The 26,543-nt window shown below is 71.7% G+C and carries 29 protein-coding genes and 1 riboswitch; of the genes, 12 read left to right on the top strand and 17 right to left on the bottom strand.

The window, feature by feature from the left end; all coding sequences use genetic code 11:
• The first annotated feature begins 10 nt into the window (after nt 1-10).
• A complete protein-coding gene (locus ACZ66S_RS28530) occupies nt 11-1,513 on the top strand; it encodes a phytoene desaturase family protein (RefSeq protein WP_469904407.1) in 1,503 nt (500 codons plus the stop codon).
• A gap of 15 nt (nt 1,514-1,528) precedes the next feature.
• Here the strand turns inward: ACZ66S_RS28530 and ACZ66S_RS28525 are convergent, their stop codons facing one another.
• The 6 genes from ACZ66S_RS28525 to ACZ66S_RS28500 all read right to left on the bottom strand — a co-directional run bounded on the left by ACZ66S_RS28525 (nt 1,529) and on the right by ACZ66S_RS28500 (nt 6,757).
• The gene (locus ACZ66S_RS28525) at nt 1,529-2,491 is read right to left on the bottom strand and encodes an SCO2102 family sporulation regulator (protein WP_469904406.1); all 963 of its coding nucleotides are present in this window, start codon (nt 2,489-2,491) and stop codon (nt 1,529-1,531) included.
• Between the two features lie 56 nt (nt 2,492-2,547).
• The gene (gene metF, locus ACZ66S_RS28520; RefSeq protein WP_469904405.1) at nt 2,548-3,471 is read right to left on the bottom strand and encodes a methylenetetrahydrofolate reductase [NAD(P)H]; all 924 of its coding nucleotides are present in this window, start codon (nt 3,469-3,471) and stop codon (nt 2,548-2,550) included.
• Nucleotides 3,472-3,594: 123 nt separating this feature from the next.
• Entirely contained in the window at nt 3,595-4,245 is a 651-nt protein-coding gene (gene thiE, locus ACZ66S_RS28515; RefSeq protein ID WP_469904404.1) for a thiamine phosphate synthase, read from the bottom strand.
• A gap of 95 nt (nt 4,246-4,340) precedes the next feature.
• Entirely contained in the window at nt 4,341-4,712 is a 372-nt protein-coding gene (locus ACZ66S_RS28510; protein ID WP_399959325.1) for an Rv2175c family DNA-binding protein, read from the bottom strand.
• Between the two features lie 447 nt (nt 4,713-5,159).
• The gene (locus ACZ66S_RS28505) at nt 5,160-6,374 is read right to left on the bottom strand and encodes an NAD(P)/FAD-dependent oxidoreductase (protein WP_469904403.1); all 1,215 of its coding nucleotides are present in this window, start codon (nt 6,372-6,374) and stop codon (nt 5,160-5,162) included.
• Nucleotides 6,375-6,406: 32 nt separating this feature from the next.
• Nucleotides 6,407-6,757 carry an avidin-fold protein gene (locus ACZ66S_RS28500; protein WP_469904402.1) on the bottom strand — a complete coding sequence of 117 codons (351 nt, stop codon included), beginning with the start codon at nt 6,755-6,757 and terminating at the stop codon, nt 6,407-6,409.
• Nucleotides 6,758-6,808: 51 nt separating this feature from the next.
• Nucleotides 6,809-6,920: riboswitch (TPP riboswitch) on the top strand.
• Here ACZ66S_RS28500 and thiO point away from each other — a divergent pair.
• The 6 genes from thiO (at nt 6,918) to ACZ66S_RS28470 (ending at nt 12,694) form a co-directional block, all read left to right on the top strand.
• Entirely contained in the window at nt 6,918-8,075 is a 1,158-nt protein-coding gene (thiO, locus tag ACZ66S_RS28495; RefSeq protein WP_469904401.1) for a glycine oxidase ThiO, read from the top strand. (Overlaps the previous riboswitch by 3 nt.)
• Complete coding sequence (gene thiS, locus ACZ66S_RS28490) at nt 8,072-8,272, top strand: sulfur carrier protein ThiS (RefSeq protein ID WP_330267517.1); 201 nt, start codon at nt 8,072-8,074, stop codon at nt 8,270-8,272. Before thiO ends, thiS begins: the two co-directional genes overlap by 4 nt.
• A gap of 3 nt (nt 8,273-8,275) precedes the next feature.
• On the top strand, nt 8,276-9,073 hold the full coding sequence (locus ACZ66S_RS28485) for a thiazole synthase (protein ID WP_469904400.1): 798 nt from the start codon (nt 8,276-8,278) through the stop codon (nt 9,071-9,073).
• 135 nt (nt 9,074-9,208) lie between these two features.
• Nucleotides 9,209-11,140, top strand: a complete 1,932-nt coding sequence (gene pknB, locus ACZ66S_RS28480; RefSeq protein ID WP_469904399.1) for a Stk1 family PASTA domain-containing Ser/Thr kinase — start codon at nt 9,209-9,211, stop codon at nt 11,138-11,140.
• A 121-nt stretch (nt 11,141-11,261) separates the two neighbouring features.
• On the top strand, nt 11,262-12,125 hold the full coding sequence (locus ACZ66S_RS28475) for a deoxyribonuclease IV (RefSeq protein ID WP_469904398.1): 864 nt from the start codon (nt 11,262-11,264) through the stop codon (nt 12,123-12,125).
• 116 nt (nt 12,126-12,241) lie between these two features.
• Nucleotides 12,242-12,694 (top strand): DUF4396 domain-containing protein, encoded by a 453-nt coding sequence (locus ACZ66S_RS28470; protein ID WP_469904397.1) that lies wholly within the window; start codon nt 12,242-12,244, stop codon nt 12,692-12,694.
• 3 nt (nt 12,695-12,697) lie between these two features.
• On the opposite strand, the gene ACZ66S_RS28465 is transcribed toward ACZ66S_RS28470, so the two are convergent.
• Nucleotides 12,698-13,330: a sulfite oxidase-like oxidoreductase gene (locus ACZ66S_RS28465; protein WP_469904396.1), complete on the bottom strand. Its 633-nt coding sequence runs from the start codon at nt 13,328-13,330 to the stop codon at nt 12,698-12,700.
• A gap of 177 nt (nt 13,331-13,507) precedes the next feature.
• Between ACZ66S_RS28465 and bfr the strand changes: the two genes are divergently transcribed.
• Nucleotides 13,508-13,987, top strand: coding sequence for a bacterioferritin (gene bfr / locus ACZ66S_RS28460; protein ID WP_469904395.1), 480 nt, complete (start codon nt 13,508-13,510; stop codon nt 13,985-13,987).
• Here bfr and ACZ66S_RS28455 read toward each other — a convergent pair.
• Together ACZ66S_RS28455 and ACZ66S_RS28450 are read right to left on the bottom strand one after the other, a co-directional pair.
• On the bottom strand, nt 13,984-14,217 hold the full coding sequence (locus tag ACZ66S_RS28455) for a (2Fe-2S)-binding protein (RefSeq protein ID WP_469904394.1): 234 nt from the start codon (nt 14,215-14,217) through the stop codon (nt 13,984-13,986). The two genes, bfr and ACZ66S_RS28455, sit on opposite strands and share 4 nt — an antisense overlap.
• Nucleotides 14,218-14,366: 149 nt before the next feature.
• On the bottom strand, nt 14,367-15,719 hold the full coding sequence (locus ACZ66S_RS28450; RefSeq protein ID WP_469904393.1) for a class II 3-deoxy-7-phosphoheptulonate synthase: 1,353 nt from the start codon (nt 15,717-15,719) through the stop codon (nt 14,367-14,369).
• A 96-nt stretch (nt 15,720-15,815) separates the two neighbouring features.
• Between ACZ66S_RS28450 and ACZ66S_RS28445 the strand changes: the two genes are divergently transcribed.
• Entirely contained in the window at nt 15,816-15,872 is a 57-nt protein-coding gene (locus ACZ66S_RS28445) for a trp operon leader peptide (protein WP_071528813.1), read from the top strand.
• A 109-nt stretch (nt 15,873-15,981) separates the two neighbouring features.
• On the top strand, nt 15,982-17,862 hold the full coding sequence (locus ACZ66S_RS28440; RefSeq protein ID WP_469904392.1) for an anthranilate synthase family protein: 1,881 nt from the start codon (nt 15,982-15,984) through the stop codon (nt 17,860-17,862).
• Here ACZ66S_RS28440 and ACZ66S_RS28435 read toward each other — a convergent pair.
• From ACZ66S_RS28435 to ACZ66S_RS28415, 5 genes are all read right to left on the bottom strand, one after another.
• A complete protein-coding gene (locus tag ACZ66S_RS28435; RefSeq protein ID WP_469904391.1) occupies nt 17,814-18,809 on the bottom strand; it encodes a 2-hydroxyacid dehydrogenase in 996 nt (331 codons plus the stop codon). The genes ACZ66S_RS28440 and ACZ66S_RS28435 overlap by 49 nt on opposite strands.
• A gap of 71 nt (nt 18,810-18,880) precedes the next feature.
• A complete protein-coding gene (locus ACZ66S_RS28430) occupies nt 18,881-19,909 on the bottom strand; it encodes a 6-phosphofructokinase (protein ID WP_469904390.1) in 1,029 nt (342 codons plus the stop codon).
• Nucleotides 19,910-19,962: 53 nt separating this feature from the next.
• Nucleotides 19,963-20,637: a response regulator gene (locus ACZ66S_RS28425; protein ID WP_469904389.1), complete on the bottom strand. Its 675-nt coding sequence runs from the start codon at nt 20,635-20,637 to the stop codon at nt 19,963-19,965.
• Nucleotides 20,634-21,860 carry a MacS family sensor histidine kinase gene (gene macS, locus ACZ66S_RS28420; protein ID WP_469904388.1) on the bottom strand — a complete coding sequence of 409 codons (1,227 nt, stop codon included), beginning with the start codon at nt 21,858-21,860 and terminating at the stop codon, nt 20,634-20,636. Before macS ends, ACZ66S_RS28425 begins: the two co-directional genes overlap by 4 nt.
• Nucleotides 21,861-21,900: 40 nt before the next feature.
• Entirely contained in the window at nt 21,901-22,674 is a 774-nt protein-coding gene (locus tag ACZ66S_RS28415; RefSeq protein ID WP_469904727.1) for a lysophospholipid acyltransferase family protein, read from the bottom strand.
• A 147-nt stretch (nt 22,675-22,821) separates the two neighbouring features.
• Between ACZ66S_RS28415 and ACZ66S_RS28410 the strand changes: the two genes are divergently transcribed.
• Nucleotides 22,822-23,601: an alpha/beta hydrolase gene (locus ACZ66S_RS28410; protein ID WP_469904387.1), complete on the top strand. Its 780-nt coding sequence runs from the start codon at nt 22,822-22,824 to the stop codon at nt 23,599-23,601.
• Entirely contained in the window at nt 23,594-24,187 is a 594-nt protein-coding gene (locus ACZ66S_RS28405; protein WP_469904386.1) for a hypothetical protein, read from the top strand. Before ACZ66S_RS28410 ends, ACZ66S_RS28405 begins: the two co-directional genes overlap by 8 nt.
• Nucleotides 24,188-24,193: 6 nt before the next feature.
• On the opposite strand, the gene ACZ66S_RS28400 is transcribed toward ACZ66S_RS28405, so the two are convergent.
• The 3 genes from ACZ66S_RS28400 to ACZ66S_RS28390 form a co-directional block, all read right to left on the bottom strand.
• Nucleotides 24,194-24,901, bottom strand: coding sequence for an endonuclease/exonuclease/phosphatase family protein (locus ACZ66S_RS28400; RefSeq protein WP_469904385.1), 708 nt, complete (start codon nt 24,899-24,901; stop codon nt 24,194-24,196).
• Between the two features lie 102 nt (nt 24,902-25,003).
• Complete coding sequence (locus ACZ66S_RS28395) at nt 25,004-25,957, bottom strand: ROK family glucokinase (RefSeq protein ID WP_007381458.1); 954 nt, start codon at nt 25,955-25,957, stop codon at nt 25,004-25,006.
• Nucleotides 25,958-26,024: 67 nt separating this feature from the next.
• Nucleotides 26,025-26,504, bottom strand: a complete 480-nt coding sequence (locus ACZ66S_RS28390) for a DUF5304 domain-containing protein (RefSeq protein ID WP_469904384.1) — start codon at nt 26,502-26,504, stop codon at nt 26,025-26,027.
• Nucleotides 26,505-26,543 lie beyond the last annotated feature (39 nt).

Here is a 26,543-nt window from a genome sequence, read left to right as displayed (position 1 = left end):
AGTCGCAGGCATGGCACGGATTGCGGTGATCGGCGCCGGGATGGGCGCGATGGCGGCCGCTGCCCGGCTGGCCGTCGCGGGCCACCGGGTGGCGGTGTACGAGCGTACGGAGACGTACGGCGGTGCGGTGCGCCGCCTCGAGCGGGACGGGTTCGGGTTCGACACCGGGCCGGGCCTGCTCACGCTTCCCGCGGTCTACCGCGATCTGTTCGTCAAGACCGGCAAGGAGCCCCTGGAGTCGGTCGTCGACCTGGTCCAGGTCGACCCGTCGTCACGGCACGTGTTCACGGACGGCACCGAGGTGTCCCTGCCGAACGCCTCGCGCGCGGGAGTGGTCGCCGCTCTGGAGGAGGCCCTCGGCGCGGGCGCGGGGGCCCGATGGGGCGACTTCCTCGTCCGGGCCCGCGAGGCCTGGGACCGCACCCGCAGACCGCTCCTGGAGGAGCCCCTGTGGCCCAACTGGCAGGTGCTGGCGCGCGAGCCCTATCCCGCCGTGCCGCACAAGCGGCTGCTGCGCACCCGGCGCGCCGTCACCCTGGCCGAGATCGGCGCCTGGGAGCTGCGCGACCCCCGCCTCGCGGACCTGCTGTACGGCCACGCGCTCGCGTACGGCGTCGACCCCGGCACCGCCCCGGCGAGCGCGGCCGTCCTGCCGTACATGGAGCACGCCTTCGGGACCTGGTATGTCCGGGGCGGCGTACGGGAGTTGGCGCGGGCGGTGTACGAGCGGTGTCTCCGGCGCAAGGTCGAGTTCCACTTCGGCGCCGAGGTGACGGGCGTCCTGGAGAAGGACGGCCGCGCGGCGGGCCTGGAGCTTGCCGACGGGACGGTGGTGGAGGCGGACACCGTCGTCGGCACCGGCCCCTGGCGGCTGCGCGCCCTCGTACCGGGGCGTGAGCTCTACGGCGCGAAGGACGTGCCTCCCGACGCCGAGGACCTGCACCCGGGCCGGGTCGTGGTCTGCCTCGCCCTGCGCGGCGCGCGCGACGCGGACGCCGTGCACCGCACGGTGGTCTACGGGCCTGATCCGGAGGGCGAGTTGGACCTGTTCCGGCACGGGGAGACACCCGAGCCGACGGTCCGGGTCGACCGGCCGGACGATCCCGCCCTGCGGCCCGACGCGGAGCACGAGTCCGTGGTGCTGACGGCGACCGTGCCCTGCGGACGCGGGCACGACTGGGCCGCACCGGAGATCGCCGAGATTTTCGCGGACCGGATGGTCGCCGCCGCCGAGCGCGCGGTGCCGGGCCTGCGCGAGCGGATCCTGTGGCGAGAGGTGCGCACGCCGGTGCACACCGGGCAGGAGACGGGGGCCGTGGGCGGAGCCGTCCCGCCGCCCTCCCTGGCCGGCGGCGAGGGCACCCTGCACCCGTCCAACAGCACGGCGGTACCGGGTCTGTTCACGGCCGGCGGCTGGGCGCATCCCGGCGGCGGCCTCGCCCACGCGGGCATGTCGGGCGCGCTGGTGGCCGGACTGATCGTGGAGGGACCGGAGTTCCGCGGTTCCCAGTGAGCCGGCCGCCCGGCGTCAGAAGCGGTACTGCTCGTCGTACCCGTGGCCCTGGTTCTGCTGCCCCTGGCCGCCGTTGTCCTGGTAGTAGCCCTGCTCCGGCGGGAGTTCACCGCCGTAGGACTCGTCGGTGCGCTGCTGCGGCACCCACACCCCGCCGGCCGGGGTCTCGCCGTACGCCCCGGCGTACTGGTCGTAGCCCTGCTGGACGAACTGCTGCTGGCCGCCGTAGGAGGTGTCGTACGACCCCGCGCCGTAGGTCTGCGTGCCGATGTACGGGTCGGAGTAGGCGGCGTACTGCTGCTGTCCGGCCTGGTCGTAGCCGTACTGCTGCTGGTCGTAGCCGGTGTAGCCGTCGTAGCCGTAGCTCTGGTCGGCGGCGGCCGTCGCGTACTGGTCCTGGGCCTGGCCCGCGGACGCGTAGGACGGGTCACCGGCGTAGCCGGAGTCGTTGTAGACGCCGTAGGAGCCGGTGTCGTCGGGCAGGGGCTGCGGCTCGTAGACCGCGTTGGTCTCGGCGGCGGAGCGCGTCGGAGTGAAGACGTCGTCGCGGTCGTAGTCGTCCTCGCGGCCGAAGCCGGCGGTGTCCTGGCGGCCCCGGTCGTAGCCCGACTCGTCGCCGTAGGCCGCGTCACCCGCCTCCAGGTCGGAGACCTCCAGGGCGGGCTCCTCGTGCCCGCGCTCCCGGCGGCCCTTCTTGCCGCCGGTCAGACCGCCCAGCGCGGCAGGCGGGTTGACCGCCCAGCCCTGCTCGAAGCCACGGCGGAACGACAGGGTGACGTAGGTCTGGCCGACGGCGAAGGCGATCGCGCCCAGGCCGATGACGATCACCGAGGGGATCAGCACACCGAGGACCACGCCGAGGAAGCCGACGAAGGCGAGCAGCCGCCAGCGCAGTCGCGCCTTGTACTGCAGCAGTACCTCGCCGAGCAGCCACAGCGCGACGAATCCGAACGCGATGTAGAGGACCGTCCAGCCCATGTACGCCCCTCTCCCAGTGACCGCTACGCAGTGTGTCGTATATCCGTGCGGCCGGTCTAGGCCTGCGGTGGATGGTGCAGACCCAGGTTTTCGTAGATTTCCAGCGTCGCCGTGGAGTTGTTGAGCGTGATGAAGTGCAGTCCGGGCACTCCCTCGGACAGCAGCCGTGCGCAGAACTCCGTGGCGAACTCGATCCCGATCGAGCGTACAGCGGCCGGATCGTCCTTTGCTGTGAGGATCCGCTCTTTCAGGACGGAGGGGATGTCCGCGTTGCTGAGCTGCGGGAGCCGCTCCAGCATCCGCACGCTGGTCACGGGCATGACCTCGGGGATGACGGGGGTCTCGCAGCCGGCCGCGTGGACTCGGTCACGCAGCCGCAGATACGACTCCGGCTGGAAGAACATCTGGGTGATGGCGTAGTCGGCGCCGGCGCGGCACTTGTCGACGAAGTGCGCCACGTCGGTGTCCCAGTCGGCGGAGCGCGGGTGCATCTCCGGGAAGGCGGCGACACCGACACAGAAGTCGCCCGACTCCTTGATGAGCCGGACGAGTTCGGCGGCGTAGGTCAGGCCCTGCGGATGCGCCAGCCAGTCGCCCATGGGGTCGCCGGGCGGATCGCCGCGCACGGCCAGCATGTTGCGGATGCCCGCGTCGGCGTACTGGCCGATGATGTTGCGCAGCTCGGCGATGGAGTGGTTGACCGCGGTGAGGTGGGCGACCGGGGTCAGGGTGGTGTCCGCGACGATCTGCTGGGTCTCCTTGACGGTGCCCGCGCGGGTGGAGCCGCCGGCGCCGTAGGTGACGGAGACGAAGTCCGGGGCGACCGCCTCGACCCTCCGGAGCGCGCTCCACAGGTTCCGCTCGCCCTTGGGGGTCTTCGGCGCCGAGAACTCGAAGGAGTACGTCGTCTTGCCCGCGGCGAGCATGTCACGCACGGTGCGTGCGCGGTCCGTCCTGGTGGATGCGGTTCCTAGGGCCATACCGGCAGGTTAGCCAGGGGGCAGCGGTCACCCAACCAGATCAGGGAAATTTGCCCGTTTTGTCGACTTGTTGTCCACCCCTCGGACACCGGGCCGATCATGCGACCGGCGATCGACGGCCCGTCACCGGGTGTCACGCAGCCGCTTCGCGAACTCCGCGGCGGCGGCGCCCGGATCGTCCGCCTCGGTGATCGCCCGGACGACGACGACCCGGCGGGCGCCCGCCTCCAGGACCTCGTCGAGGTTGCCGAGGTCGATGCCGCCGATGGCGAACCAGGGGCGGTCGGTGCCGAGCGCGGCGGTGCGCCGGACCAGGTCGAGTCCGGGGGCGTGCCGGCCGGGCTTGGTGGGGGTCGGCCAGCAGGGACCGGTGCAGAAGTAGTCCACGCCGTCCTGCACGGCGGCCGCGGCGGCCTCGTCCTCGGCGTGGGTGGAGCGGCCTATGAGGACGTCGTCGCCGAGGATCGCGCGGGCGGCGGGGACGGGCAGGTCCCCCTGGCCCAGGTGCAGTACGTCGGCGGCGGCCGCGTGGGCGACGTCCGCCCGGTCGTTGACCGCGAGGAGCTTGCCGTGCCGGGCGCAGGCGTCCGCGAAGACCTGGAGGTGCTCCAGCTCCTCCGCCGCCTCCATGCCCTTGTCCCGCAACTGCACGATGTCGACACCGCCGGCCAGGACCGCGTCCAGGAACTCGGCCAGGTCGCCCTGGCGCCTGCGGGCGTCCGTGCACAGGTAGACGCGGGCGTCGGCGAGCTGGGTGCGGGCGGTGTCGGGCATGCGTGAGTCTCCCCCGGGGTCGGGTGGCGTACGGGCCGTGCCGGACCGTGGCCGTGGCCTCGGCGGTCACGGCCCGTACACCGGTGTGGTTCGGATCAGACGGCGAGCGCCTGGGCCCGGCGCTTCACCTCCGTGCCGCGATTCTCGCTCAGGGCCTGCGCGGGGGTGCCGGGCAGGCTGTCATCGGGCGTGAAGAGCCACTCCAGCATCTCTTCGTCGGAGAAGCCGTCGTCCCTCAGGAGCGTCAGGGTCCCGGTCAGGCCCTTGACGACCTTCTGCTCGACCCCGTCGATGAAGGCGGCGGGGACGTGCAGTGCGCGGTTCTCACCACGGCGTACGGCGATGAGCTGGCCCTCCTTGACCAACTGCCGCACACGCGTCACCTCGACGTCGAGCATCTCTGCGATGTCGGGGAGGGTGAGCCAGGCGGGGACGAGAGCATCGATCTTTGCGTCAATCTCGGTCACGGGATTAAGCGTGCCATCCCGCACTGACAGTCGGAAGCCGGGGAGCCTCCGGCGGGGGAACGGGGGGTATGCGTCCCCGGCTACGGCCGGCCACGGAACCAGGCGGGTCCGCCCGCCGGAACCATGCGGGCCCAGCCGTCGGTATCAGGCAGATCACCGCCCTTCGCGGCAGAGCCCCGGCAGGGCGTGCCAGCCGGGCCGTGCCGGCCGCCGTCGCCCCTGCCACCACCCACGCGCGCCGGCCAAGGCGGACCCCCGCCCTCAGGAACCGGCAGATCCCGGCCTGTCGGCGCCGGCAGGATCAGCCCGGCTGCTCTGGGCGGAGCCCTGCGGGCCGAGCCGTTCGACCGTTCGCCACGCGACGCCACCGCCCGGGCCCCGCAACAAACCGCCCCGCTACTCCGCCGGGCAGGGTCGCAGTGCCCGGCCGAGACGCCCGGGCCCCGCCTACGCCGTCGCCGCCTTCAGGGGCCTCGCCGGGTCGGCCAGCAGCTCCGGGGCCATCTCCGTGCCCGCCTCGATCAGGCGGCGGCCCTGGGCCAGGTCGCGGGGCCGCCCCACGGCCAGGAGGGCCACCAGGCGGTTCTCGCGCAGCCAGCACACCGTCCAGGCCGGGCCGGACGGCTCGCCGCGCCACAGGGTGGTGTCGGCGGACGCGTGGTGGCCGACGTACTGGACGAAGCGGCCGAACTGCTCGGACCAGAAGTACGGCACCGGGTCGTACACCGTGGGCGTCTCGCCCAGGATGTCGGCGGCCACCGTGCGGGGGCCCTGGAGGGCGTTGTCCCAGTGGTGGACGAGCAGGCGCTCGCCGTACCGGCCCGAGGGGAAGGAGGCGCAGTCGCCGACCGCGTAGACGTCCGGTACGGAGGTGCGCAGCCGGTCGTCGGCGACGACCTCGCGGTGGGCGCCGAGCTCGATGCCCGAACCGGCGAGCCACTCCGTGGCGGGCCGGGCGCCGATTCCCACCACGACCGCGCCCGCGGCCACCCGGGAGCCGTCGTCCAGGACGACCGCGCCGGGCTCGACGCGCTCCACACGCGCGCGGGTGCGCAGCTCGGCCCCCGCGTCGGCGTACCAGGAGGTCATCGGCGCGGCCACCTCGGCGGGGAGCGCGCCCGCGAGGGGCCGGTCGGCGGCCTCCACGACCGTCACCGCGCAGCCCGCCTCGCGCGCGGCGGTGGCGAACTCGGCGCCGATCCAGCCCGCGCCGACGACCACGATGTCGTGCTGCCGGGCGAGCACGGGCCGCAGCCGCTCGGCGTCGTCCAGGGTGCGCAGCAGATGCACGCCCGGCACGCCCTCCGTGCCGGGCAGCCGGATCGGTTCGGCGCCGGTGGCGAGGACCAGGACGTCGTACGGGAAGGGCCCGGCCTCGGTGTCCAGTTCGTGCGCCTCGGGGCGGACGCCCAGCACCTCACGGCCCAGCAGCAGTTCGATGCCGAGGGCCTCGAAGTCGACGTCGAAGGCGGAGCCCTCGGCCTTGCCCAGCAGCACGGCCTTGGAGAGCGGCGGTCGGTCGTAGGGCTGATGGGGTTCCGCGCCGATCAGGGTGACGGTTCCCGTGAAGCCCTGTTCGCGCAGGGCGACGGCGGTCTGGACCCCCGCCATGCCCGCGCCGACCACGACCACCCGCCGCTGCGCCTGCGTCTGCTCGCTCATTTGATCACCATAGACACCTGACAATCAGTCAGTCAGGAGTCGTGCGCAGTGACCTGCTCCACAACGCTCGTCCCGCTGCCCTGCTGCGACTCCCACTCCCACGTCTCCTGAAGTCGCACCCGGCCGTCGGGAAGCTCCACCACCGTCGACACGCAGTGCCCCGATGACGTCGTCCCGTCCTGCTTGAGCTGGACGTACCGGAAGTCGAGTCGGTCCCCCGCGCGCGTGCCGACGAGATGGCCGCGCACGACGTCGCCGCCCGCGTACTCGGCCCAGATCTCCCCGTCCTTCTCGTGGTAGGTGAACCGGGTCCGCGTACCCACCTGGCCCGGGGCCTGATCGGCCACCGGGGCGAGGACGAGACCGTCGAGCGAGCGGGGCATGCGGAAGGCTCCCTTACAGAGGCGCACGGGCACGGGCTAGGGTGGCCAACGTAGAGCACTCGCGGGAGCCCGGACGCACCGGGCTGAGAGGGAGGCTGGCGGCCTCCGACCGTACGAACCTGATCCGGGTCATGCCGGCGAAGGGAGGGGCTGGACGCCCATGTCCTCACGTACGTCAGACGTCCTCGTCATCGGGGGCGGCATCATCGGCCTGGTCACGGCCTGGCGGGCCGCGCAGCGCGGGCTCGCCACGGCCGTCGTGGACCCCGAACCGGGCGGCGGGGCCGCCCAGGTGGCCGCCGGGATGCTGGCCGCGGTCACCGAACTGCACTACGGCGAGCAGACCCTGCTGGGCCTGAACCTCGCCTCCGCCCACCGTTACCCCGACTTCGCGGCCGAGCTGACCGAGCTGACCGGCCTCGACCTCGGCTACCGCCGGTGCGGCACGCTCGCCGTCGCCCTGGACGCCGACGACCGCGCCCACCTGCGCGAACTGCACGCGCTCCAGCGGCAGTCGGGGCTGGAGTCGGAGTGGCTGTCCGGCCGGGAGTGCCGACGCCTGGAGCCGATGCTCGCGCCGGGGGTGCGGGGCGGGCTGCGGGTGGACGGCGACCACCAGATCGATCCGCGCCGCCTCACGCGCGCGTTGCTGACCGCGTGCGAGCGGGCGGGCGTGGTGTTCCACCGCGCGTGGGCCCGGTCCCTCCGGGTGGTACGGGACCGGGCGGCCGGGGTCGCCACGACCGACGGCGCGGAACTGGCGGCGGACCAGGTAGTGCTCGCCGCCGGAAGCCTCAGCGGCCGCCTGGAAGGGGTCCCCGAGGCCCTCCTGCCTCCCGTACGGCCCGTGAAGGGACAGGTGCTGCGTCTGACCGTGCCGCAGCGCCACGCGCCCTTCCTGAGCCGTACCGTGCGGGCGGTGGTGCGCGGCGGCCAGGTCTACCTCGTGCCGCGCGAGAACGGTGAGCTGGTGATCGGCGCGACCAGCGAGGAGCTGGGCTGGGACACCACGGTGACCGCGGGCGGGGTGTACGAGCTGTTGCGGGACGCCCACGAGCTGGTCCCCGGCATCACCGAGCTGCCGCTGACGGAGACCCGCGCGGGACTGCGCCCCGGTTCCCCGGACAACGCCCCGCTGCTCGGCCCGACGGACCTGCCCGGCCTGCTGCTGGCCACCGGGCACTACCGCAACGGCGTGCTGCTGACGCCGGTCACCGGGGACGCGCTGGCGCACGCGCTGACCACCGGTGAACTGCCGGAGGTGGCCCGCCCGTTCACCCCGAGGCGGTTCCTGGAGTCCGTGGGGCAGCCGGCATGAACATCTCCGTCAACGGGGAGCCGCGGGAGTTCGCGCCCGGCACGGCCCTCGACACCGTCGTACGGGCGCTGACGCCGGCGCCCTCCGGAGTGGCCGCCGCGCTCAACGAGACCGTCGTCCCGCGCGCGCAGTGGTCCTCGACCTCCCTCGCCGAGGGAGACCGCGTGGAAGTCCTCACCGCCGTCCAAGGAGGCTGACCCATGGCCGACGATCCCTTCCTCATCGGCGGTACGCCCTTCTCGTCCCGGCTGATCATGGGCACGGGCGGGGCGCCCAGCCCGGACGTCCTGGAGCGGGCGCTGATCGCCTCCGGCACCGAGCTGACCACGGTCGCGATGCGGCGCGTGAACCCCTCGGTGCACGGCTCGGTGCTGTCCGTCCTGGACCGGCTCGGCATCCGGGTGCTGCCCAACACCGCGGGCTGCTTCACCGCCGGGGAGGCCGTCCTGACCGCCCGCCTCGCGCGCGAGGCGCTCGGCACCGACTTGATCAAGCTGGAGGTCATCGCCGACGAGCGCACCCTGCTGCCGGACCCCGTCGAGCTGCTGGACGCGGCCGAGACCCTGGTCGACGACGGCTTCACGGTCCTGCCGTACACGAACGACGACCCGGTGCTGGCGCGGAAGCTGGAGGACGTGGGCTGTGCGGCGGTCATGCCGCTGGGCTCGCCGATCGGCTCGGGGCTCGGCATCCGCAACCCGCACAACTTCCAGTTGATCGTCGAGCACGCGCGTGTGCCGGTGATCCTGGACGCGGGGGCGGGCACGGCGTCGGACGCGGCCCTGGCGATGGAACTGGGCTGCGCGGGTGTGATGCTCGCCTCGGCGGTGACACGGGCGCAGGAGCCGGAGCTGATGGCGCACGCCATGCGGCACGCGGTGGAGGCGGGGCGGCTGGCACGTCGGGCCGGCCGGATCCCCCGGCGGCACTTCGCCGAGGCGTCCTCGCCGACGGAGGGCAGGGCGGCCCTGGACCCGGAGCGACCGGCCTTCGAGTGACCCCGCACGGGGCCGCCGGGCGGGGCCGCCCGGCCCGGCGGCCCCGTGCGATCCGCGTCACAGGTCGGCTGCAGAAGGGCCCCTGTTCCGGTCGAACCGGATGGACTGTCAGCCACGGCTCGTACACTCGCCTGCGTGGATACGACCCTTCAGGACCCGCTGGTCGGGCAGGTGCTCGACGACCGCTATCGCGTGGACGCGCGGATCGCGGTCGGCGGGATGGCCACGGTCTACCGGGCCCTGGACACCCGTCTGGACCGCGTGCTCGCCCTCAAGGTGATGCACCCCGCGCTGGCGGCGGACGGGACCTTCGTCGAGCGGTTCATCCGGGAGGCCAAGTCCGTCGCCCGGCTCGCCCACCCCAATGTCGTGCAGGTCTTCGACCAGGGCACCGACGGGTCGTACGTCTACCTCGCCATGGAGTACGTCGCCGGCTGCACCCTGCGCGACGTGCTGCGCGAGCGCGGGGCGCTCCAGCCGCGCGCCGCCCTGGACATCCTGGAGCCGGTGCTCGCCGCGCTCGGCGCCGCGCACCGCGCCGGCTTCGTGCACCGCGACATGAAGCCGGAGAACGTCCTGATAGGGGACGACGGCCGGGTGAAGGTCGCCGACTTCGGTCTGGTGCGGTCGGTCGACAACGTCACCAGCAGCACCGGGGCCGTCCTCGGCACCGTGTCCTATCTCTCCCCCGAGCAGGTCGAGCAGCCGGGCGCCGCCGACGCCCGCGTCGACGTGTACGCGTGCGGGGTCGTCCTGTACGAGATGCTGACCGGCAGCCGGCCGCACGAGGGCGACTCCCCCGCGATAGTCCTCTACAAGCACCTCCACGAGGACGTCCCGCCCCCCTCGGCATTGGTCCCGGGCCTGCCGTACGAACTGGACGAGCTGGTCGCCTCCGCCACCGCCCGCACCCCGGACCTGCGCCCGTACGACGCCGTGGCGCTGCTCGCGCTGACCCGTGAGGCCTGCGCCGGGCTGAGCGCCGAGCAGCTCGACGCGGTGCCGCCGCAGGCGCTCGCCACGGAGCACGCGGGCGCCGAGAACCGTACGAGCGTGATCCCGCGCTCGCTGACCGTGCCCCGCCTGCTGCCGGTCAACGAGGACGAGCCGGTGTACCACCGGACCACCCGTCTGGAGAGTTCTCCGCCGCTGCCGCCCCGCAGGGGCCGCTCCACAGGCGGTCTCCGGCGCGGCCCGCTCCTGCTCGTCGCCGCCGTCCTGCTGGCCCTCGGGCTCGGTGCGGGCGTCTGGTACATCAATTCCGGCCAGTTCACCCAGGTCCCGGCGCTCCTCGCGAAGACCGAGGCGCAGGCCCGTGACCGGCTGGACCAGGCCGGCCTGGAGACCGGCAAGGTCTCGTACGCCTACAGCGACACCGTGAAGCGCGGCACCGTCATCAGCACGGACCCCGAGGTCGGCGCCCGGATAAGGAACAACGACTCCGTGGCGATCACCGTCTCCAGGGGCCCGCAGACGGTGAAGGTGCCCGACGTGGACGGGTGGGTGCTGAGCAAGGCGAGAGCCCGGCTGAAGACGGAGGGTCTGGAGCCGGGCATGGTCACCCGGGAGTTCAGCGAGGACGTCCCCAAGGGGTTCGTGATCGGCACCGACCCTGAGGGCGGCACCACCCTGCGCGCCGGTTCGGCCGTCGCGCTCACCGTCAGCAAGGGCGCTCCGGTCGACGTCCCGGACGTCACCGGCGAGGACCTGGCCGACGCCAAGGCCGATCTGGCGGAAGCCGGGCTGAAGGTCGAGGTCGTCACCACCCGGGTCAACTCCGAGTACGACGTGGGCCAGGTCGCCAAGCAGACCCCGGCCCCCGACAGCCAGGCGGCGGAAGGCGACACCGTCAAGCTGACGATCTCCAAGGGCCCGGTGATGGTCGAGGTCCCGGACGTCACGGGTGACAGCGTCGACGACGCGAAGGCCGCGCTGGAGGACGCCGGGTTCGAGGTCGACGAGGACCGCGGCCTGCTCGGCCTGTTCGGAGACACGGTGAAGAAGCAGTCGGTGGACGGCGGCGACACAGCCCCCAAGGGCTCGACCATCACCATCACGATCCGCTGACGGGCGCCCCTCAGGGGCGCGGGGAACTGCGCGACCAGCCCCCGACGGCCCGCGGCTGTGGACGGCGAGAAGCGACACCCCGCCCGTTCGAGCGCGCCGCGGGCAGTGGCACCCTTGACCGGTGACAACTCAGCGCAATCCCGTCGGCGGCCATGTCCCCGTGGCCGGCGGCCTCCACTCGGTGGGCCTGTCGTACGCCCAGGACCTCGACGCCGAGACCGTGCAGGTCTTCGTCGCCAACCCGCGCGGCTGGGCCACTCCCCTGGGCAATCCCCGCCAGGACGAGGCGTTCCGCGAGACCTGCGCGGAACGGGCGATCCCGGCGTACGTCCACGCGCCCTACCTGATCAACTTCGGCTCGCACACCGAGGCGACCGTGGAGAGGTCGGTCGACTCGCTGCGGCACTCCCTCCGGCGCGGGCGGGAGATCGGCGCGCTCGGTGTCGTCGTGCACACCGGCAGCGCGACGGGCGGCCGGGACCGTTCCGTGGCCCTGAAGCAGGTGCGCGAGCATCTGCTGCCGCTCCTCGACGAGCTCACCCACGACGACGACCCGTATCTGCTCCTGGAGTCGACGGCCGGCCAGGGCTCCTCGCTGTGCTCACGGACCTGGGACTTCGGCCCGTACTTCGAGGCCCTGGACGCCCACCCGAAACTGGGCGTCTGCCTGGACACCTGCCACATCTTCGCCGCCGGCCACGACCTGACCGGTCCGAGCGGGATGCAACAGACGCTGGACCTGCTGGTGGACACGGTCGGCGAGGGCCGGCTGAAGCTCATCCACGCCAACGACTCCAAGGACGTGGTGGGCGCCCACAAGGACCGCCACGAGAACATCGGCTCCGGCCACATCGGCGAGGACCCGTTCCGCGCCCTGATGACCCACCCCGCCACCGAGGGCGTCCCCCTGATCATCGAGACACCCGGCGGCAAGGAGGGCCACGCGGCGGACGTGGAGCGGCTGAAGAAACTCCGGGACGGATGACGCGACGGACCGATAACGCGACGGACGGATAGCGCGAAGGACAGTACGGGAATACCCCCAGGGGGTATACGGTTCCTACTGCACACAGGAACCGTCGCCTGACATCGGGGGCACTCATGCAGCACCAGTCGCACGGATGGTCCGTCGCCGTCCAGGCCACCCTCCACTGCCTCACCGGCTGCGCCATCGGCGAGGTGCTCGGCATGGTCATCGGCACCGCGCTGGGCTGGGGCAACCTGCCGACGACCGTCCTGGCCGTCGTCCTGGCCTTCTTCTTCGGCTACTCGCTCACCCTGCGCGGGGCCCTGAAGGCCGGCCTGGACTTCCGGGCCGCGCTGCGGGTGGCACTGGCCGCCGACACCCTGTCCATCGCCGTGATGGAGCTGATCGACAACGGCGTGATCGTCCTGTGGCCGGACGCCATGGACGCGGAACTCGCCGACCTGCTGTTCTGGGTGTCGCTGGCGATCTCGCTGGCCGTCGCTTTCGTCGTCACCGTGCCGGTCAACAAGTGGATGATCGGCCGCGGCAAGGGGCATGCCGTGGTGCACCGGCACCACGCCCACTGAGCGTCACAGCTCGGGACCGTCCCCCGGCTCCTCCTGGTAGGAGTAGCGCTGTTCCTTCCAGGGGTCGCCGACGTTGTGGTAGCCGCGCTCCTCCCAGAAGCCGCGCCGGTCGGCGGTCATGTACTCCACGCCACGGACCCATTTGGGCCCCTTCCAGGCGTACAGATGGGGGACGACCAGCCGCAGCGGGAAGCCGTGCTCCGCGGTCAGCAGCTCCCCGTCCTTGTGGGTGGCGAAGATGGTGCGCTCGGACGCGAAGTCGGCGAGCCGCAGGTTGGAGCTGAAGCCGTACTCGGCCCACACCATCACATGGGTGACGGCCGGCGCGGGCGGGGCGATCTCCAGGATGGTGCGGGCGGGAATGCCGCCCCACTCGGCGCCGGGCATGCTGAACTTCGTCACACAGTGCAGGTCGCCCACGACGGTGGTGTACGGCAAGGCCGTGAACTCCTCGTGGTTCCAGCAGTGCTTCTCGTCGTCCGCGGTGGCGCCGAAGACCCGGAACTCCCAGCGCTCGGGCCGGAACTTGGGGACCGGTCCGTAGTGGGTGACGGGCCAGCCGCGCTGCAGTCGCTGCCCCGGCGGAAGCTCGGAGTGCGCCGCTTCTCCACTCTCCCGCTCCACCGGCTGACCCATGCCTTCCATCCTGACAGACCGGAGGGGATGCACCTGACCAGGGACCGTCCAACACGTACCAAATCGGACTAAGCATGCCCTAACTTACTAAGTGAAGACTTACTGGACGATCTTCTTCACCGGTGCAAGGATGCGGCGCAGCCTGCCAGTTCCCCACGGTTGGAAGGAGCCTCTGCGATGCAGGGCGACCCCGAGGTCATCGAATTCCTCAACGAGCAGCTCACGGGCGAGCTCACCGCGATCAACCAGTACTTCCTGCACGCGAAGATGCAGGAGAACTTCGGCTGGACGAAGCTCGCGAAGTACACGCGGCACGAGTCGTTCGACGAGATGAAGCACGCCGAGGTGCTCACCGACCGCATCCTCTTCCTGGAAGGGCTGCCGAACTACCAGCGGCTGTTCCATGTGCGGGTGGGCCAGACCGTCAAGGAGATGTTCGAGGCCGACCGGCAGGTCGAGGTCGAGGCCATCGACCGCCTCAAGCGCGGGATCGAGGTAATGCGCGCCAAGGGCGACATCACGTCGGCGAACATCTTCGAGTCGATCCTCGAGGACGAGGAGCACCACATCGACTATCTGGACACCCAGCTCGACCTGCTGGAGAAGCTCGGTGAGGCGCTCTACATCGCGCAACTGATCGAGCAGCCGGAGAGCTAGGCGGCCTCGTCCAGAGCGGCGAGGGCGGGCTTGGTCTGCTCGGTGAGCTCGCCCCGCGGGCACGCCCCCCGGCCGAGCAGAGCCTGGATGCGGCGTACACAGGAACCGCAGTCGGTGCCCGCCTTGCAGGCGGAGGCGATCTGGCGGGGGGTGCAGGCACCGTCCGCCGCGTGCTGCTTGACCTGCTGCTCGGTGACACCGAAGCAACTGCAGATGTACACGCGGTTCACCTCCCGACGGGCTGAAAAGGTCGTGCCGTCCCGATTAATCGGTGAGGCTAACCTAACCTTACCCGGCGCTCAGAAGCCGCAAAAGTGGAGTGGGGCGCGGATCGTATGTGATCCGCGCCCCATTCACATGCGGGTAACAGGTGCCCCCGTCACTGGTCCCTGTACATCTCCGCGACGAGGAACGCCAGGTCGAGCGACTGGCTGCGGTTGAGCCGCGGGTCGCAGGCCGTCTCGTAGCGCTGGTGCAGATCGTCGACGAAGATCTCGTCGCCGCCACCCACGCACTCGGTGACGTCGTCACCGGTGAGCTCGACGTGGATGCCGCCCGGGTGGGTGCCGAGGCCCTTGTGGACCTCGAAGAAGCCCTTGACCTCGTCGAGCACGTCATCGAAGCGGCGGGTCTTGTGGCCGGAGGCGGCCTCGTAGGTGTTGCCGTGCATCGGGTCGGTGATCCAGGCCACCGTCGCGCCGGACGCGGTGACCTTCTCGACCAGCTCGGGCAGCTTGTCGCGGACCTTGTCGGCGCCCATGCGCACGATGAAGGTCAGCCGGCCGGGCTCCCGGTCGGGGTCCAGGCGCTCGATGTACTGCAGCGCCTCCTCGGCCGTGGTCGTCGGGCCGAGCTTGATGCCGATCGGGTTGCGGATCTGCGAGGCGAACTCGATGTGCGCGTGGTCGAGCTGCCGGGTGCGCTCACCGATCCACACCATGTGCGCGGAGACGTCGTACAGCCGCCCGGTGCGCGAGTCCACGCGGGTGAGCGCCGACTCGTAGTCGAGCAGCAGCGCCTCGTGCGAGGAGTAGAACTCGACGGTCTTGAACTCCTCCGGGTCGGTCCCGCAGGCCCGCATGAAGTTCAGCGCCTGGTCGATCTCCCGGGCGAGCTGCTCGTAGCGCTGGCCGGAGGGGGACGACTTCACGAAGTCCTGGTTCCAGGCGTGCACCTGGCGCAGGTCGGCGTAGCCGCCGGTGGTGAAGGCGCGCACCAGGTTGAGCGTGGACGCGGAGGCGTTGTACATCCGCTTCAGGCGCTCGGGGTCCGGGACGCGGGCCTTCTCGTTGAACTCGAAGCCGTTGACGGAGTCGCCGCGGTAGGTCGGCAGCGTCACGCCGTCGCGGGTCTCGGTGCCCTTGGAGCGCGGCTTGGAGTACTGGCCGGCGATACGGCCGACCTTCACGACCGGCACCGAGGCGGCGTACGTCAGCACGGCGCCCATCTGGAGCAGGGTCTTGAGCTTGTTGCGGATGTGGTCCGCGGACACGGCGTCGAAGGCCTCGGCGCAGTCGCCACCCTGGAGGAGGAACGCCTCTCCCTTGGCGACGGCCGCCATCCGGGCGCGCAGCAAGTCGCACTCGCCCGCGAAGACGAGCGGCGGATACGACTCGAGGTCCGCGATCACTGCGCGCAGAGCCTCGGTGTCGGGGTACTCGGGCTGCTGCGCCGCGGGCAGGTCTCGCCAGGTGTTGCCAGCGCTGGGGCTGGTCTTAGCGTTCACGGTCACGACCTCAACCCTAAGGGGTCGGGTCAGGGCTCCAGCGCCGTGCCCAGCAAGTGAGACACCGGAAACACTCCCTGGACATGGGGTAGGGTGCGGCCCATGTTCGCGCACTCGACCCAGAACTGGTGGTGGACCGCTCATCCGGCGGCCCACTGACTGCGCGTACGCAAGACTTCGCGAAGGCCGCCCGAGGGGCGGCCTTCGGCGTTTCCGGGGTCGTTCCTCACCGACATCGAGTCGTTGACTCATCGAGAGCCGAGGAACCATGGACCTGACCCGTCTGCCGGATGACGACCGCCCGTTCGCACTGATCCGCCGCCGCACCCCCGGCCACGACGAGAACACCGTCGAGCTGCTCGTCGGCCCGGTCAGGGACTACGACCGGCTCGCCGACCTGCCCGACGAGGGGCTCGCGCTCGTCCCCTTCCGCCAGATCCGCGAGCGCGGCTTCGACGTACGGGACGACGGGACCCCGCTCACGGTGCTGACCCCCGAGGAGACCTGCTCGCTGTCCCTGCGGGAGGCCCTCGACCAGCTCCCCGCGCACGACGTCCGCGTCGAGAACGGCGGCTTCGACGTCCCCGACGAGGAGTACGCCGGGATCGTCGGGCGGGTGCTGCACGAGGAGATCGGGCGTGGTGAGGGCGCCAACTTCGTGATCCGGCGGACGTACGAGGGCGAGATCCCGGGGTTCTCCCGCGCGGACGCCCTCGCGCTGTTCCGGCGGCTCCTGGTGGGCGAGCGGGGCGCGTACTGGACCTTCGTCGTCCACACCGGTGAGCGCACCCTGGTCGGCGCGAGCCCCGAGGTGCACGTCCGGATGACCGGCGGGACCGTCGTCATGAACCCGATCAGCGGGACGTACCGCTATCCGGCCGAGGGCCCCACGCCGGAGCATCTGCTCGGCTTCCTCGCCGACGGCAAGGAGATCGAGGAGCTGTCGATGGTCGTCGACGAGGAGCTCAAGATGATGTGCACGGTCGGCGACATGGGCGGGGTCGTGATCGGACCCCGGCTCAAGGAGATGGCCCACCTCGCGCACACCGAGTACGAGCTGCGCGGGAAGTCCTCGCTGGACGTCCGCGAGGTGCTCAGGGAGACCATGTTCGCGGCGACCGTCACCGGATCGCCCGTGCAGAACGCCTGCCGGGTCATCGAGCGGCACGAGGTCGGCGGGCGCGGCTACTACGCGGGCGCGCTGGCGCTGCTCGGCCGGGACTCCGGCGGGGCGCAGACACTGGACTCCCCCATCCTCATCCGCACGGCGGACATCTCCGCCGGGGGACGTCTGAAGGTGCCGGTCGGCGCGACGCTCGTGCGCGGTTCGGACCCGGCGAGCGAGGTCGCGGAGACCCACGCGAAGGCGGCGGGGGTGCTGGCCGCGCTCGGCGTACGGCCGTCCCGCCCCCGTGCGGAGCACGCGCGCGTGAGTCTCGCCGACGACCCACGCGTGCGTGCCGCGCTCGACGGGCGGCGCACCGGCCTGGCCCCCTTCTGGCTGCGGATGCAGGAGCGGTCGGACGACCTGGAGGGGCACGCCCTCGTGGTCGACGGCGAGGACACCTTCACCTCGATGCTCGCCCATGTGCTGCGGTCGGCCGGGCTGGAGGTGACGGTCCGGCGCTACGACGAACCCGGCCTCAGGGACGCCGTGCTCACCCACGAGGGGCCCGTCGTGCTCGGCCCCGGTCCCGGCGACCCGTCCGACCTTGACGATCCCAAGATGCGGTTCCTGCGCGCCCTGACCGCCGACGTCCTCCGCGGGCACCGGCACGGGGTGCTCGGCGTCTGCCTCGGGCACGAGCTGGTCGCGGCGGAGCTGGGGCTCGGGATCGTCCGCAAGGACGTGCCGTACCAGGGGGCGCAGACCACCGTCGACCTGTTCGGGCGGCCGGAGACCGTCGGCTTCTACAACAGCTTCGTGGCGCGCTGCGACGACGAGGCCGCCCGGGAGCTGGCCGCGCACGGCATCGAGGTGAGCCGGAGCGACACGCACGAGGTGCACGCGCTGCGCGGCCCGGGCTTCGCCGGCGTGCAGTTCCACCCGGAGTCGGTCCTGACGCTGAACGGCGCCGCCGTCGTACGGGAGCTGGTGGCTCAGCTTCGGGGCACCAGTACGTTCTCGGAGCGGCGGCCCGCCTCGTAGTCGAGGACGTTCCGGACCGTGGCGTCGATGATCTGGCCGACGGCGTCCTCGGTGTAGTAGGCCTGGTGGGAGGTGACCAGGACGTTCGGGAAGGTGACCAGGCGGGCCAGGGTGTCGTCCTCGATCGCCTCCAGGGAGCGGTCGACGTAGAACAGGCCCGCCTCCGCCTCGTACACGTCGAGGCCGACGCCCGCGAAGCGGCCGCCGCGCAGTTCGGTGACGAGGGCCGCGGTGTCGATGAGGCCGCCGCGGCTGGAGTTGACCAGGATCGCGTCGTCCTTCATCGACTTCAGGGCGTCGGCGTCGAGGAGATGGGTGGTCTCAGGCATCAGCGGGACGTGCAGGGTGATCAGGTCGGACTCGGCGAGAAGCTGTTCCTTCGGGACGTACCGCATGCCGAGCTCCCGGCAGGCCGGGTTCTCGGCGACGTCCCAGCCGAGCAGCCGCATGCCGAAGCCGTGGGCGATCCGGGTGAAGGCCTCGCCGATCTTGCCGGTGCCGAGGACGCCGACGGTACGGCCGTGCATGTCGCGGCCCATCAGTCCGTCGAGGCGGAAGTCGAAGTCACGCGTGCGCGTGGAGGCGCGCACGACACGGCGGTTGACCGCCATGGCGAGGGTCCAGGCGAACTCGGCGACCGAGTACGGCGAGTAGTACGAGACGCGGGCGACGGTCAGGCCGAGGCGCTCGGCGGCCTTGAGGTCGATGTTGTTGTAGCCGGTGGAGCGCTGGGCGATCATCCGTGTGCCGCCGGCCGCGAGGGCCTCCAGGACGCGGGCGCCGAGCTCGGCGTTGACGCTGGTGGAGACGGTCTCGTAGCCGGCCGCGATGGGGGCGGTGTCCTCGTTGAGGAAGACGTCCAGGCAGCGGACCTCGTGATGGCCGGCGAACGCGCGCTCGATCAGGGGCTGCTCGTCGGCCTGCACACCGAATGCCAGGATCTCCACGGACACGGCTCCCCTTCTGGTGGGTTATGGGCCGAATATACGGCCCACAACCGCACCGTGCCGGGTCGGCCTCAGCCGAAGAAGACCCCGACCTCGTCGTACAGCCTCGGGTCCACCGTCTTGAGCTTCGCCGTCGCCTCCGCGATCGGCACGCGCACGATGTCGGTACCGCGCAGGGCGACCATCTTGCCGAAGTCGCCGTCCCGGACCGCGTCGATGGCGTGCAGTCCGAAGCGGGTGGCGAGCCAGCGGTCGAAGGCGCTGGGGGTGCCGCCCCGCTGGATGTGCCCGAGGACGGTCGTGCGGGCCTCCTTGCCGGTGCGCTTCTCGATCTGCTTGGCCAGCCACTCGCCGACGCCGGACAGCCGCACATGGCCGAAGGAGTCGAGCGACTCGTCCTTCAGCACCATGTCGCCGTCCTTCGGCATGGCGCCCTCGGCGACGACCACGATCGGGGCGTACGAGGCCCGGAAGCGGGAGGTGATCCAGGCGCACACCTGGTCGACGTCGAAGCGTTGTTCGGGGATGAGGATGACGTTGGCGCCGCCCGCGAGACCGGAGTGCAGGGCGATCCAGCCGGCGTGACGGCCCATCACCTCGCAGACCAGGACGCGCATGTGGGACTCGGCGGTGGTGTGCAGCCGGTCGATGGCCTCCGTGGCGATGCCGACCGCGGTGTCGAAGCCGAAGGTGTAGTCGGTGGCGGACAGGTCGTTGTCGATGGTCTTCGGTACGCCGACACAGGGCACGCCGTGCCGGTCGGACAGCTCGGCCGCCACGCCCAGCGTGTCCTCGCCGCCGATCGCTATGAGCGCCTCGATCTCCCGCGCGGCCAGGTTCTCCTGGATCCGGCGGATGCCGCCCTCCTGCTTGAGCGGGTTGGTGCGGGAGGAGCCGAGGACGGTGCCGCCGCGGGGCAGGATGCCGCGGACGGCCGGGATGTCGAGGGGGACGGCCGCGTCCTCCAGTGGACCCCGCCAGCCGTCCCGGAAGCCGGTGAAGTCATAGCCGTACTCCTGTACGCCCTTGCGGACTATGGCCCGGATGACGGCGTTGAGGCCGGGGCAGTCGCCGCCTCCGGTCAGTACTCCGACGCGCATGGACAGTTCCCTTCGCCGCAGGTGCCTGACGAAGGGTCAGTGTGACGCCCGTCTCACTCGTCGTCGAGGCCCCGTTCGATGGCGTACCGGACGAGTTCCACCCTGTTGTGGAGTTGCAGCTTGCCGAGGGTGTTCTGGACGTGGTTCTGGACCGTGCGGTGGGAGATCACCAGCCGCTCGGCGATCTGCTTGTAGCTCAGGCCCTTGGCGACCAGCCGCAGCACCTCGGTCTCGCGCTCGGTGAGCTGCGGGGCCTTCGGCTGGTCGGGGTCGGAGGCGGGCGCGGGGTCGGAGGCGAGGCGGCGGTACTCGCCGAGCACCAGGCCGGCGAGGCCGGGTGTGAAGACCGGGTCGCCGACGGCCGTACGGCGGACCGCGTCGAGGAGTTCCTCCGTCGACGCCGACTTCAGCAGGTAGCCGGTCGCGCCCGACTTCACGGCCTCCAGGACGTCGGCGTGCTCGCCGCTCGCCGACAGGACGAGGACGCGCAGGGCCGGGTTGTGGCCGACGAGCTCCTTGCAGACCTGGACGCCGGGCTTCACCGGCAGGTTCAGGTCGAGCACCAGCACGTCGGGCCCGGCCGCCTTGGCGCGGCGCACGGCCTGGTCGCCGTCGCCCGCGGTGGCGACCACGTCGAACCCGGACTCGGCCAGGTCCCGGGCCACCGCGTCTCGCCACATGGGGTGGTCGTCGACCACCATCACCTTGATCGGGTCCTTGTCGTTCATCGCTGTCCTGCCTTCCCCCGGGAGACCTTCGGTACCTTCAGCTCGACCTCCGTGCCCTGCCCCGGAGGCGAGATCAGCTCGGCGCTGCCGCCGAGGTCGCGCAGCCGGCCCCGGATCGACTGGGCCACCCCGAGCCGCCCCTCCCCCTCGGCCTGCGCGAGCCGGCCCTCGGGGATGCCGGGGCCGTCGTCCCGCACGGTCACGATCACCTCGTCGGGTTCGTCCTCGACGAGGATCCACGCGCGCGCGTGGTCACCGGCATGCCGGTGCACGTTGTCCAGGGCGGCCCCCACGGCCGCGGTCAGCTCGCGGGCGGCGGGCGGGGGCAGCGGGACGGGGGCGCCGGGCTCGACCAGGGAGACCTTCGCCGAGGCGTAGGGGGCCAGCAGGGCGCGCAGGTCGAGTGACCCGTCGACCGGCCCGCCGTCCGGCTCGTCGTCGACGACGTGGACGACCGCCCCCTGGGACGCGTCCGACGACACCCGGGACACGGAGGTCAGACCGCCGGAGACCAGGGTGCGCAGGGCCACCTCCTGCTCGCCGGCCATGCGGCCCAGCTCGGCCGCCTCGCCGCCCATGACCGCGCCCCGGCGCTGCACCATGGCGAGCACCTGCAGGACGCTGTCGTGGATGTCCCGGGCCAGCCGCTCGCGCTCCCGGGTGGCCGCCTCGATCTCCAGGGCGCGGGCCAGGGTGCGCTCGGAGGCGCGGGCGACCTCGACGACGTAGCCGATGGCGATGGAGGCGACCCAGACGAGGATCACGTTGTGGACGGTGTCGCGGGCCGGCTGGCCGCGCTCGAACAGGTTGGCGGCGGCGACCGGCGTGGAGGCGAGCGCGGCCCAGCGCCAGCCGCCCTTGATGGCGAAGGCGAGGACGGAACCGGCGGTCCATATCGACGGCAGGGTGGGGCCGCCGCTGTCGATGTGGTGCTGGTTGACGACCAGCGGGGTCAGGACGATGCCGGTGAGCGCGATCGCGAGGTCGACGGCGAGGAAGCGCTTGGTGCACGCGGCCGCGTTCTGGACGCGGGGCAGCGTGGCGAGCGTCCATCCGCACAGCACGACGAAGTAGACGACGGCGATGCCGGGCCGGTCGAACTGGTCGTACTCGGTGGCGAAGAGCCCGACCGCGTACAGCATGGTGAGCACGCGGTAGCCGGTCAGGGCACGCCACAGCGGCTGCTCGACCGACATGCGCATGACGCGTACTTGTTTGGCCATCTCCCCCACCCCCGGGCCCGGACCGCCGTGTCCCAGGATCCTAGGACGCGGAGGTACCGGGCTTGTCCTTCTCGGCCTTCGTCACAGCCGCCTTGGCCGCCTTCTCCGCCTTGGCGGCCTTGTCGGCCTTGGCCGCCTCCGAGAGCTGCCGCTTGGCCGCGGTCGCGTAGATGTCGACGTACTCCTGGCCGGAGAGCTTCATGATCTCGTACATGACCTCGTCGGTCACCGCGCGCAGCACGAAGCGGTCGTGCTCCATGCCCTGGTAGCGGCTGAAGTCCAGCGGCTCGCCGATCCGGATGCCCGGCCGCATCAGCTTCGGCATGACCTTGCCGGGCGGCTGGATCTTCTCGGTGTCGATCATGGCGACCGGGATCACCGGGGCGCCGCTGGCGAGCGCCACGCGCGCGAGGCCGCCGGGCTTGCCGCGGTACAGGCGTCCGTCGGGCGAGCGGGTGCCCTCGGGGTAGATGCCGAACAGCTCGCCGCGCTCCAGGACGTCGAGGCCGCTCCTGATCGCCGCCTCGCCCGCGCCGCGCGCGCCGGAGCGGTCCACCGGGAGCTGGCCGACGCCCTTGAAGAAGGCGGCCGTGAGGCGGCCCTTCACACCGGGCGTGGTGAAGTACTCGGCCTTCGCGATGAAGGTGACCTTGCGGTCGAGGACCGCGGGCAGGAAGAACGAGTCGGAGAACGACAGGTGGTTGCTCGCCAGGATTGCGGGGCCCTCGGCGGGAATGTTCTCGAGGCCTTCCACCCAGGGCCTGAAGGCGACCTTCAGTGGCCCTCCGATGGCGACCTTCATCGTGCCGTACAACAACCGAGTGCCTCCTGTGTCTGTCGTTGAGACCTTAACCCGGAGCCCTGTCGAACAGCCCGACGGCCCTGGTCGGTGTCAGTGCGGTCGCGTACGGTGAACCACACCTGGACTTGCTCACGCTTCTTTCATGAACAGGAGACCTAGGTGCCGGTCCTCCCCGGAGCCGAGCCGTTCCGCCATGAGGGCGGGGAGGCCGGTGTCCTTCTGTGCCACGGCTTCACCGGTTCCCCCCAGTCGCTGCGGCCCTGGGCCCAGCACCTCGCCGACCACGGCCTGACGGTGTCCCTGCCGCTGCTGCCCGGCCACGGCACCCGCTGGCAGGACATGGCCCTCACCGGCTGGCAGGACTGGTACGCCGAGGTGGACCGCGAGCTGCGCGCCCTGACCGAGCGCTGCACCTCCGTGTTCGTGGCGGGTCTGTCCATGGGCGGCACCCTGGCCCTCAGGCTCGCCGCCAAGCACGGGGACGCGGTGCGCGGTGTCGTGGTCGTCAACCCGGCGAACCGCCTGCACGGCCTCGCGCCGTACGCCCTTCCGGTGGCCCGTCACTTCGTCCGTACGGCTCCGGGGATCGCGAGCGACATCAAGAAGGAGGGCAGCGTCGAGCTGGGGTACGACAAGGTGCCGCTGCACGCGGCGCACTCCCTGCGGACCTTCTTCCGCCAGGTCGACGGCGAGCTGCCGCAGGTCACCCAGCCGCTGCTGGTGCTGCGCAGCACCCAGGACCACGTGGTGCCGGCGGCCGACTCCGCGCGCGTGCTGAGCCGGGTGTCGTCGACGGACGTGACCGAGATCGTGCTGGAACAGAGCTACCACGTGGCGACGTTGGACCATGACGCGGAGCGGATTTTCGACGAGAGCCTCGCGTTCATCGGCCGGCACACCACCGGCATCGGCAGTGAAGGGACGGCCGCCCGTGGCTGAGCACGACTCCGACCGCGAAGACCGCGAGGGCCACGAGCCGGAGGAGCAGGGCGTCCCGTTCGACGAGGAGGCCGCGTGGGCGGCCATCGTCGCCGGGTACGGCGAGGAGCCCCAGGACCCGCCGGGCACCAAGCCGTTCAAGTCGGTCGAGGACCTCGCGCTGCTGGAGACCGAGACCAACGACGAGCCGACAGCGGCGGAGAAGACCGAGCCCAGGGCCAAGAAGGACGAGAAGCCGGCGAAGCCGCTGGGCGGTTCCGTCTCCTTCGCGCCCGGCGTCGGCCCGCGTGACTACAGTGCGCCGGAGCCGTCCGAGGACGACTTCGAGGAGGACGACGAGGGGCACTTCGTGCCGCCGGAGCCGCCGCCGCTGCCCGCCGCCGACACCACGGCGAAGTTCGCCTGGCTGGGGGTGCTGGGCGGACCGCTCCTGCTGCTCGTCGCGGTGCTGCTCGGCTGGGAGATGACGTGGTGGCTGGCCACGGTCGGGATCGGCGGTTTCCTGGGCGGCTTCGTGACGCTGGTGACGCGGATGCGGGCCGACGACGAGGACGACGAGGATCCCGGCCGGGGAGCCGTCGTCTAGCCGGGATCAGCTCGCGGGCACATCGAGGGTGGCCAGGACCGGAAGGTGGTCGGTGGCCGCCCTCAGGTCTGTCTCCGCGACGCCGGGCAGATCGAGCGGAACCCCGCAGCCGAGCACCTCGATGCCCTTCGTGGCGAAGATCGCGTCGATGCGCTGGTGGGGTGCGGTGCGGGTCCAGGTGTGCTCGCCGCCGGTGGGGCTGGTCGCCCAGCAGTCCTGGAGGCCGTCCGCGATCCGGGCGAAGGCGGGGCCGTCGGGGCGTTCGTTCAGGTCGCCGCCAGCGACGGCGTGGTCCACGCCCAGGCCGGCGAGGCGGTCGAGGAGCATGCCTGCCTGGTCGTAGCGCTCGTCCTTCTGCAGGGACAGGTGGCAGCTCAGGACGCCGAGACGGGCAGCGCCGAGACGGACGACGGCCGTGGCGAAGCCCCTTCGGTGCTGGCCGGGGCTGAGGGGGAGCAGGACGTCCTCGGTGCGCTCGACGGTGGCGCGGAGGTCGCAGAGGATCGCGGGGCCCGCGGCGGTGCCGCCGCCGGTGAGGACGACCAGGCCCGAGGCCGAGGCCAGCCGGGCGAGCTTCTTGCGCCAGCGGAAGAAGCGGGGGGCTTCCTGGATCAGGACGAGGTCGGGCTCGCAGGCGGTGATGACCCGGGCCAGCGCGTCTGTGTCGTCCCGCATCGAGCGGATGTTGTAGCTCAGGACTTTGACCGGAACCATGTGGATCAATCTACGCCCATGAGGGAGGGGCGCGAGGACCGAGCGCGACTGCCATGCCTTCGTGGCAGGTCGCGCGGTTCCCGCGCCCCTCGACCGTCACCGTCACATGATCGGGTCGGGCTCCCTCGCCAGGTCCGCCGCGCCCACCAGGCCCGCCTTGTTGCCCAGTTGGGCCGCGATGACGTCCGCCACCGGGCGCCAGTTGCCGCCCACCAGCCAGCGCTTGTAGGACTTGCGGATCGGGTCCAGGACCAGTTCGCCCTCGTCGGAGAGGCCGCCGCCGACGATGAAGGCGGACGGGTCGAAGAGGGAGGCCAGGTCGGCGAGGCCCGCGCCGGCCCAGCGGGCGAGCTCGCGGTAGGAGTCGACGGCGACCGGGTCGCCCTGCCGGGCGGCCATGGAGATGTGCTTGCCCTCGATGCCGTCGGGGCTGCCGTCACCGAGACCGAGGAGGATCTCGGCGTTCTCCGGGGTGGCGTTGGCGCGCTGCTTGGCGTACCTCACCAGCGCCCGACCGGAGGCGTACTGCTCCCAGCAGCCCTGTGAGCCGCAGCCGCACAGCAGGCCGTCCGGGACCATGCGGATGTGGCCGAACTCGGCCGCCACCCCGAAGTGGCCGCGGCGCAGCTTGTTGCCGATGATGATGCCGCCGCCGAGGCCGGTGCCGAGCGTGATGCAGATGACGTTGCGGTGGCCCTTGCCCGCGCCGAACTTGTACTCGCCCCAGGCCGCCGCGTTGGCGTCGTTCTCCACGACGACCGGAAGGCCGACACGGGTCTCGACCTTCTCCTTCAGCGGCTCGTTGCGCCAGTGGATGTTGGGGGCGAAGTAGACCTCCGAGCGCTGGCGGTTGACGTATCCGGCCGCACCGATGCCCACGCCCACGATGTCGTGCCCGGCACGCGCGCCCTCCACCGCCGAGGCGATCGCGTCCACGATGCCCTCGGCCGTGCCCGGGGTCGGCACCTTGTGGGTCGAGAGGATGTTGCCTTCCTCATCGACCACGCCGGCCGCGATCTTCGTGCCGCCGATGTCGACGCCGATGGTGAGTCCCATGAATCCCTCAGTTTCGGTCGAGCCCCGCTACGGCCAACCGTACCCGAGGCCCTGCCGTCAGGGGGTTTCAGTCCAAGTCGATGCGCTCGGGGCCGGGATCCTCGCCCTTGCCGCGCAGGGTGTCGTCCCGCCGGCTCCAGCGCTGTTCCTGCGCCTGGACCGCGGAGCGGTACGCGGCGAGGAGTTCGCCACCGGCGGCGGCGAGGTGGTCGAAGACGTCCGGGTTGCGCTCTATGACCGGCTCGACCGCGGCCTTGGCCTGCTGCACGACCTGCCTGACCATCTGCTGCGCGGCGGGTCCGGCGATGCCCCCGAGCAGCGGGGACTGGAGGCCGGACAGCTTCTCGGCGACGTTGTCGACGAGTTTGCGCAGTTCCTCGGCGGCCGAGCCCGGGGGCGGGCCGTACTCGGTGCGGCGGCGGGCCTTCTCCGCCGCGAGGTCCTCCGCGACCGCCGTCGCCCACGCGTCGGCGTCGGTCGCCCGTACCTCGTCCACGGCGTCCACGGGCTCGCGGTCACCGTCGGACGGGGGGAGCTCTTCGCTCATGACGGACTCCTGACTACGGTTCGTCCCTCCGACGTTACC

It is taken from the genome of Streptomyces sp. NPDC107471 (assembly GCF_055582845.1).
This window is presented reverse-complemented; position numbering and strand designations above follow the sequence as displayed.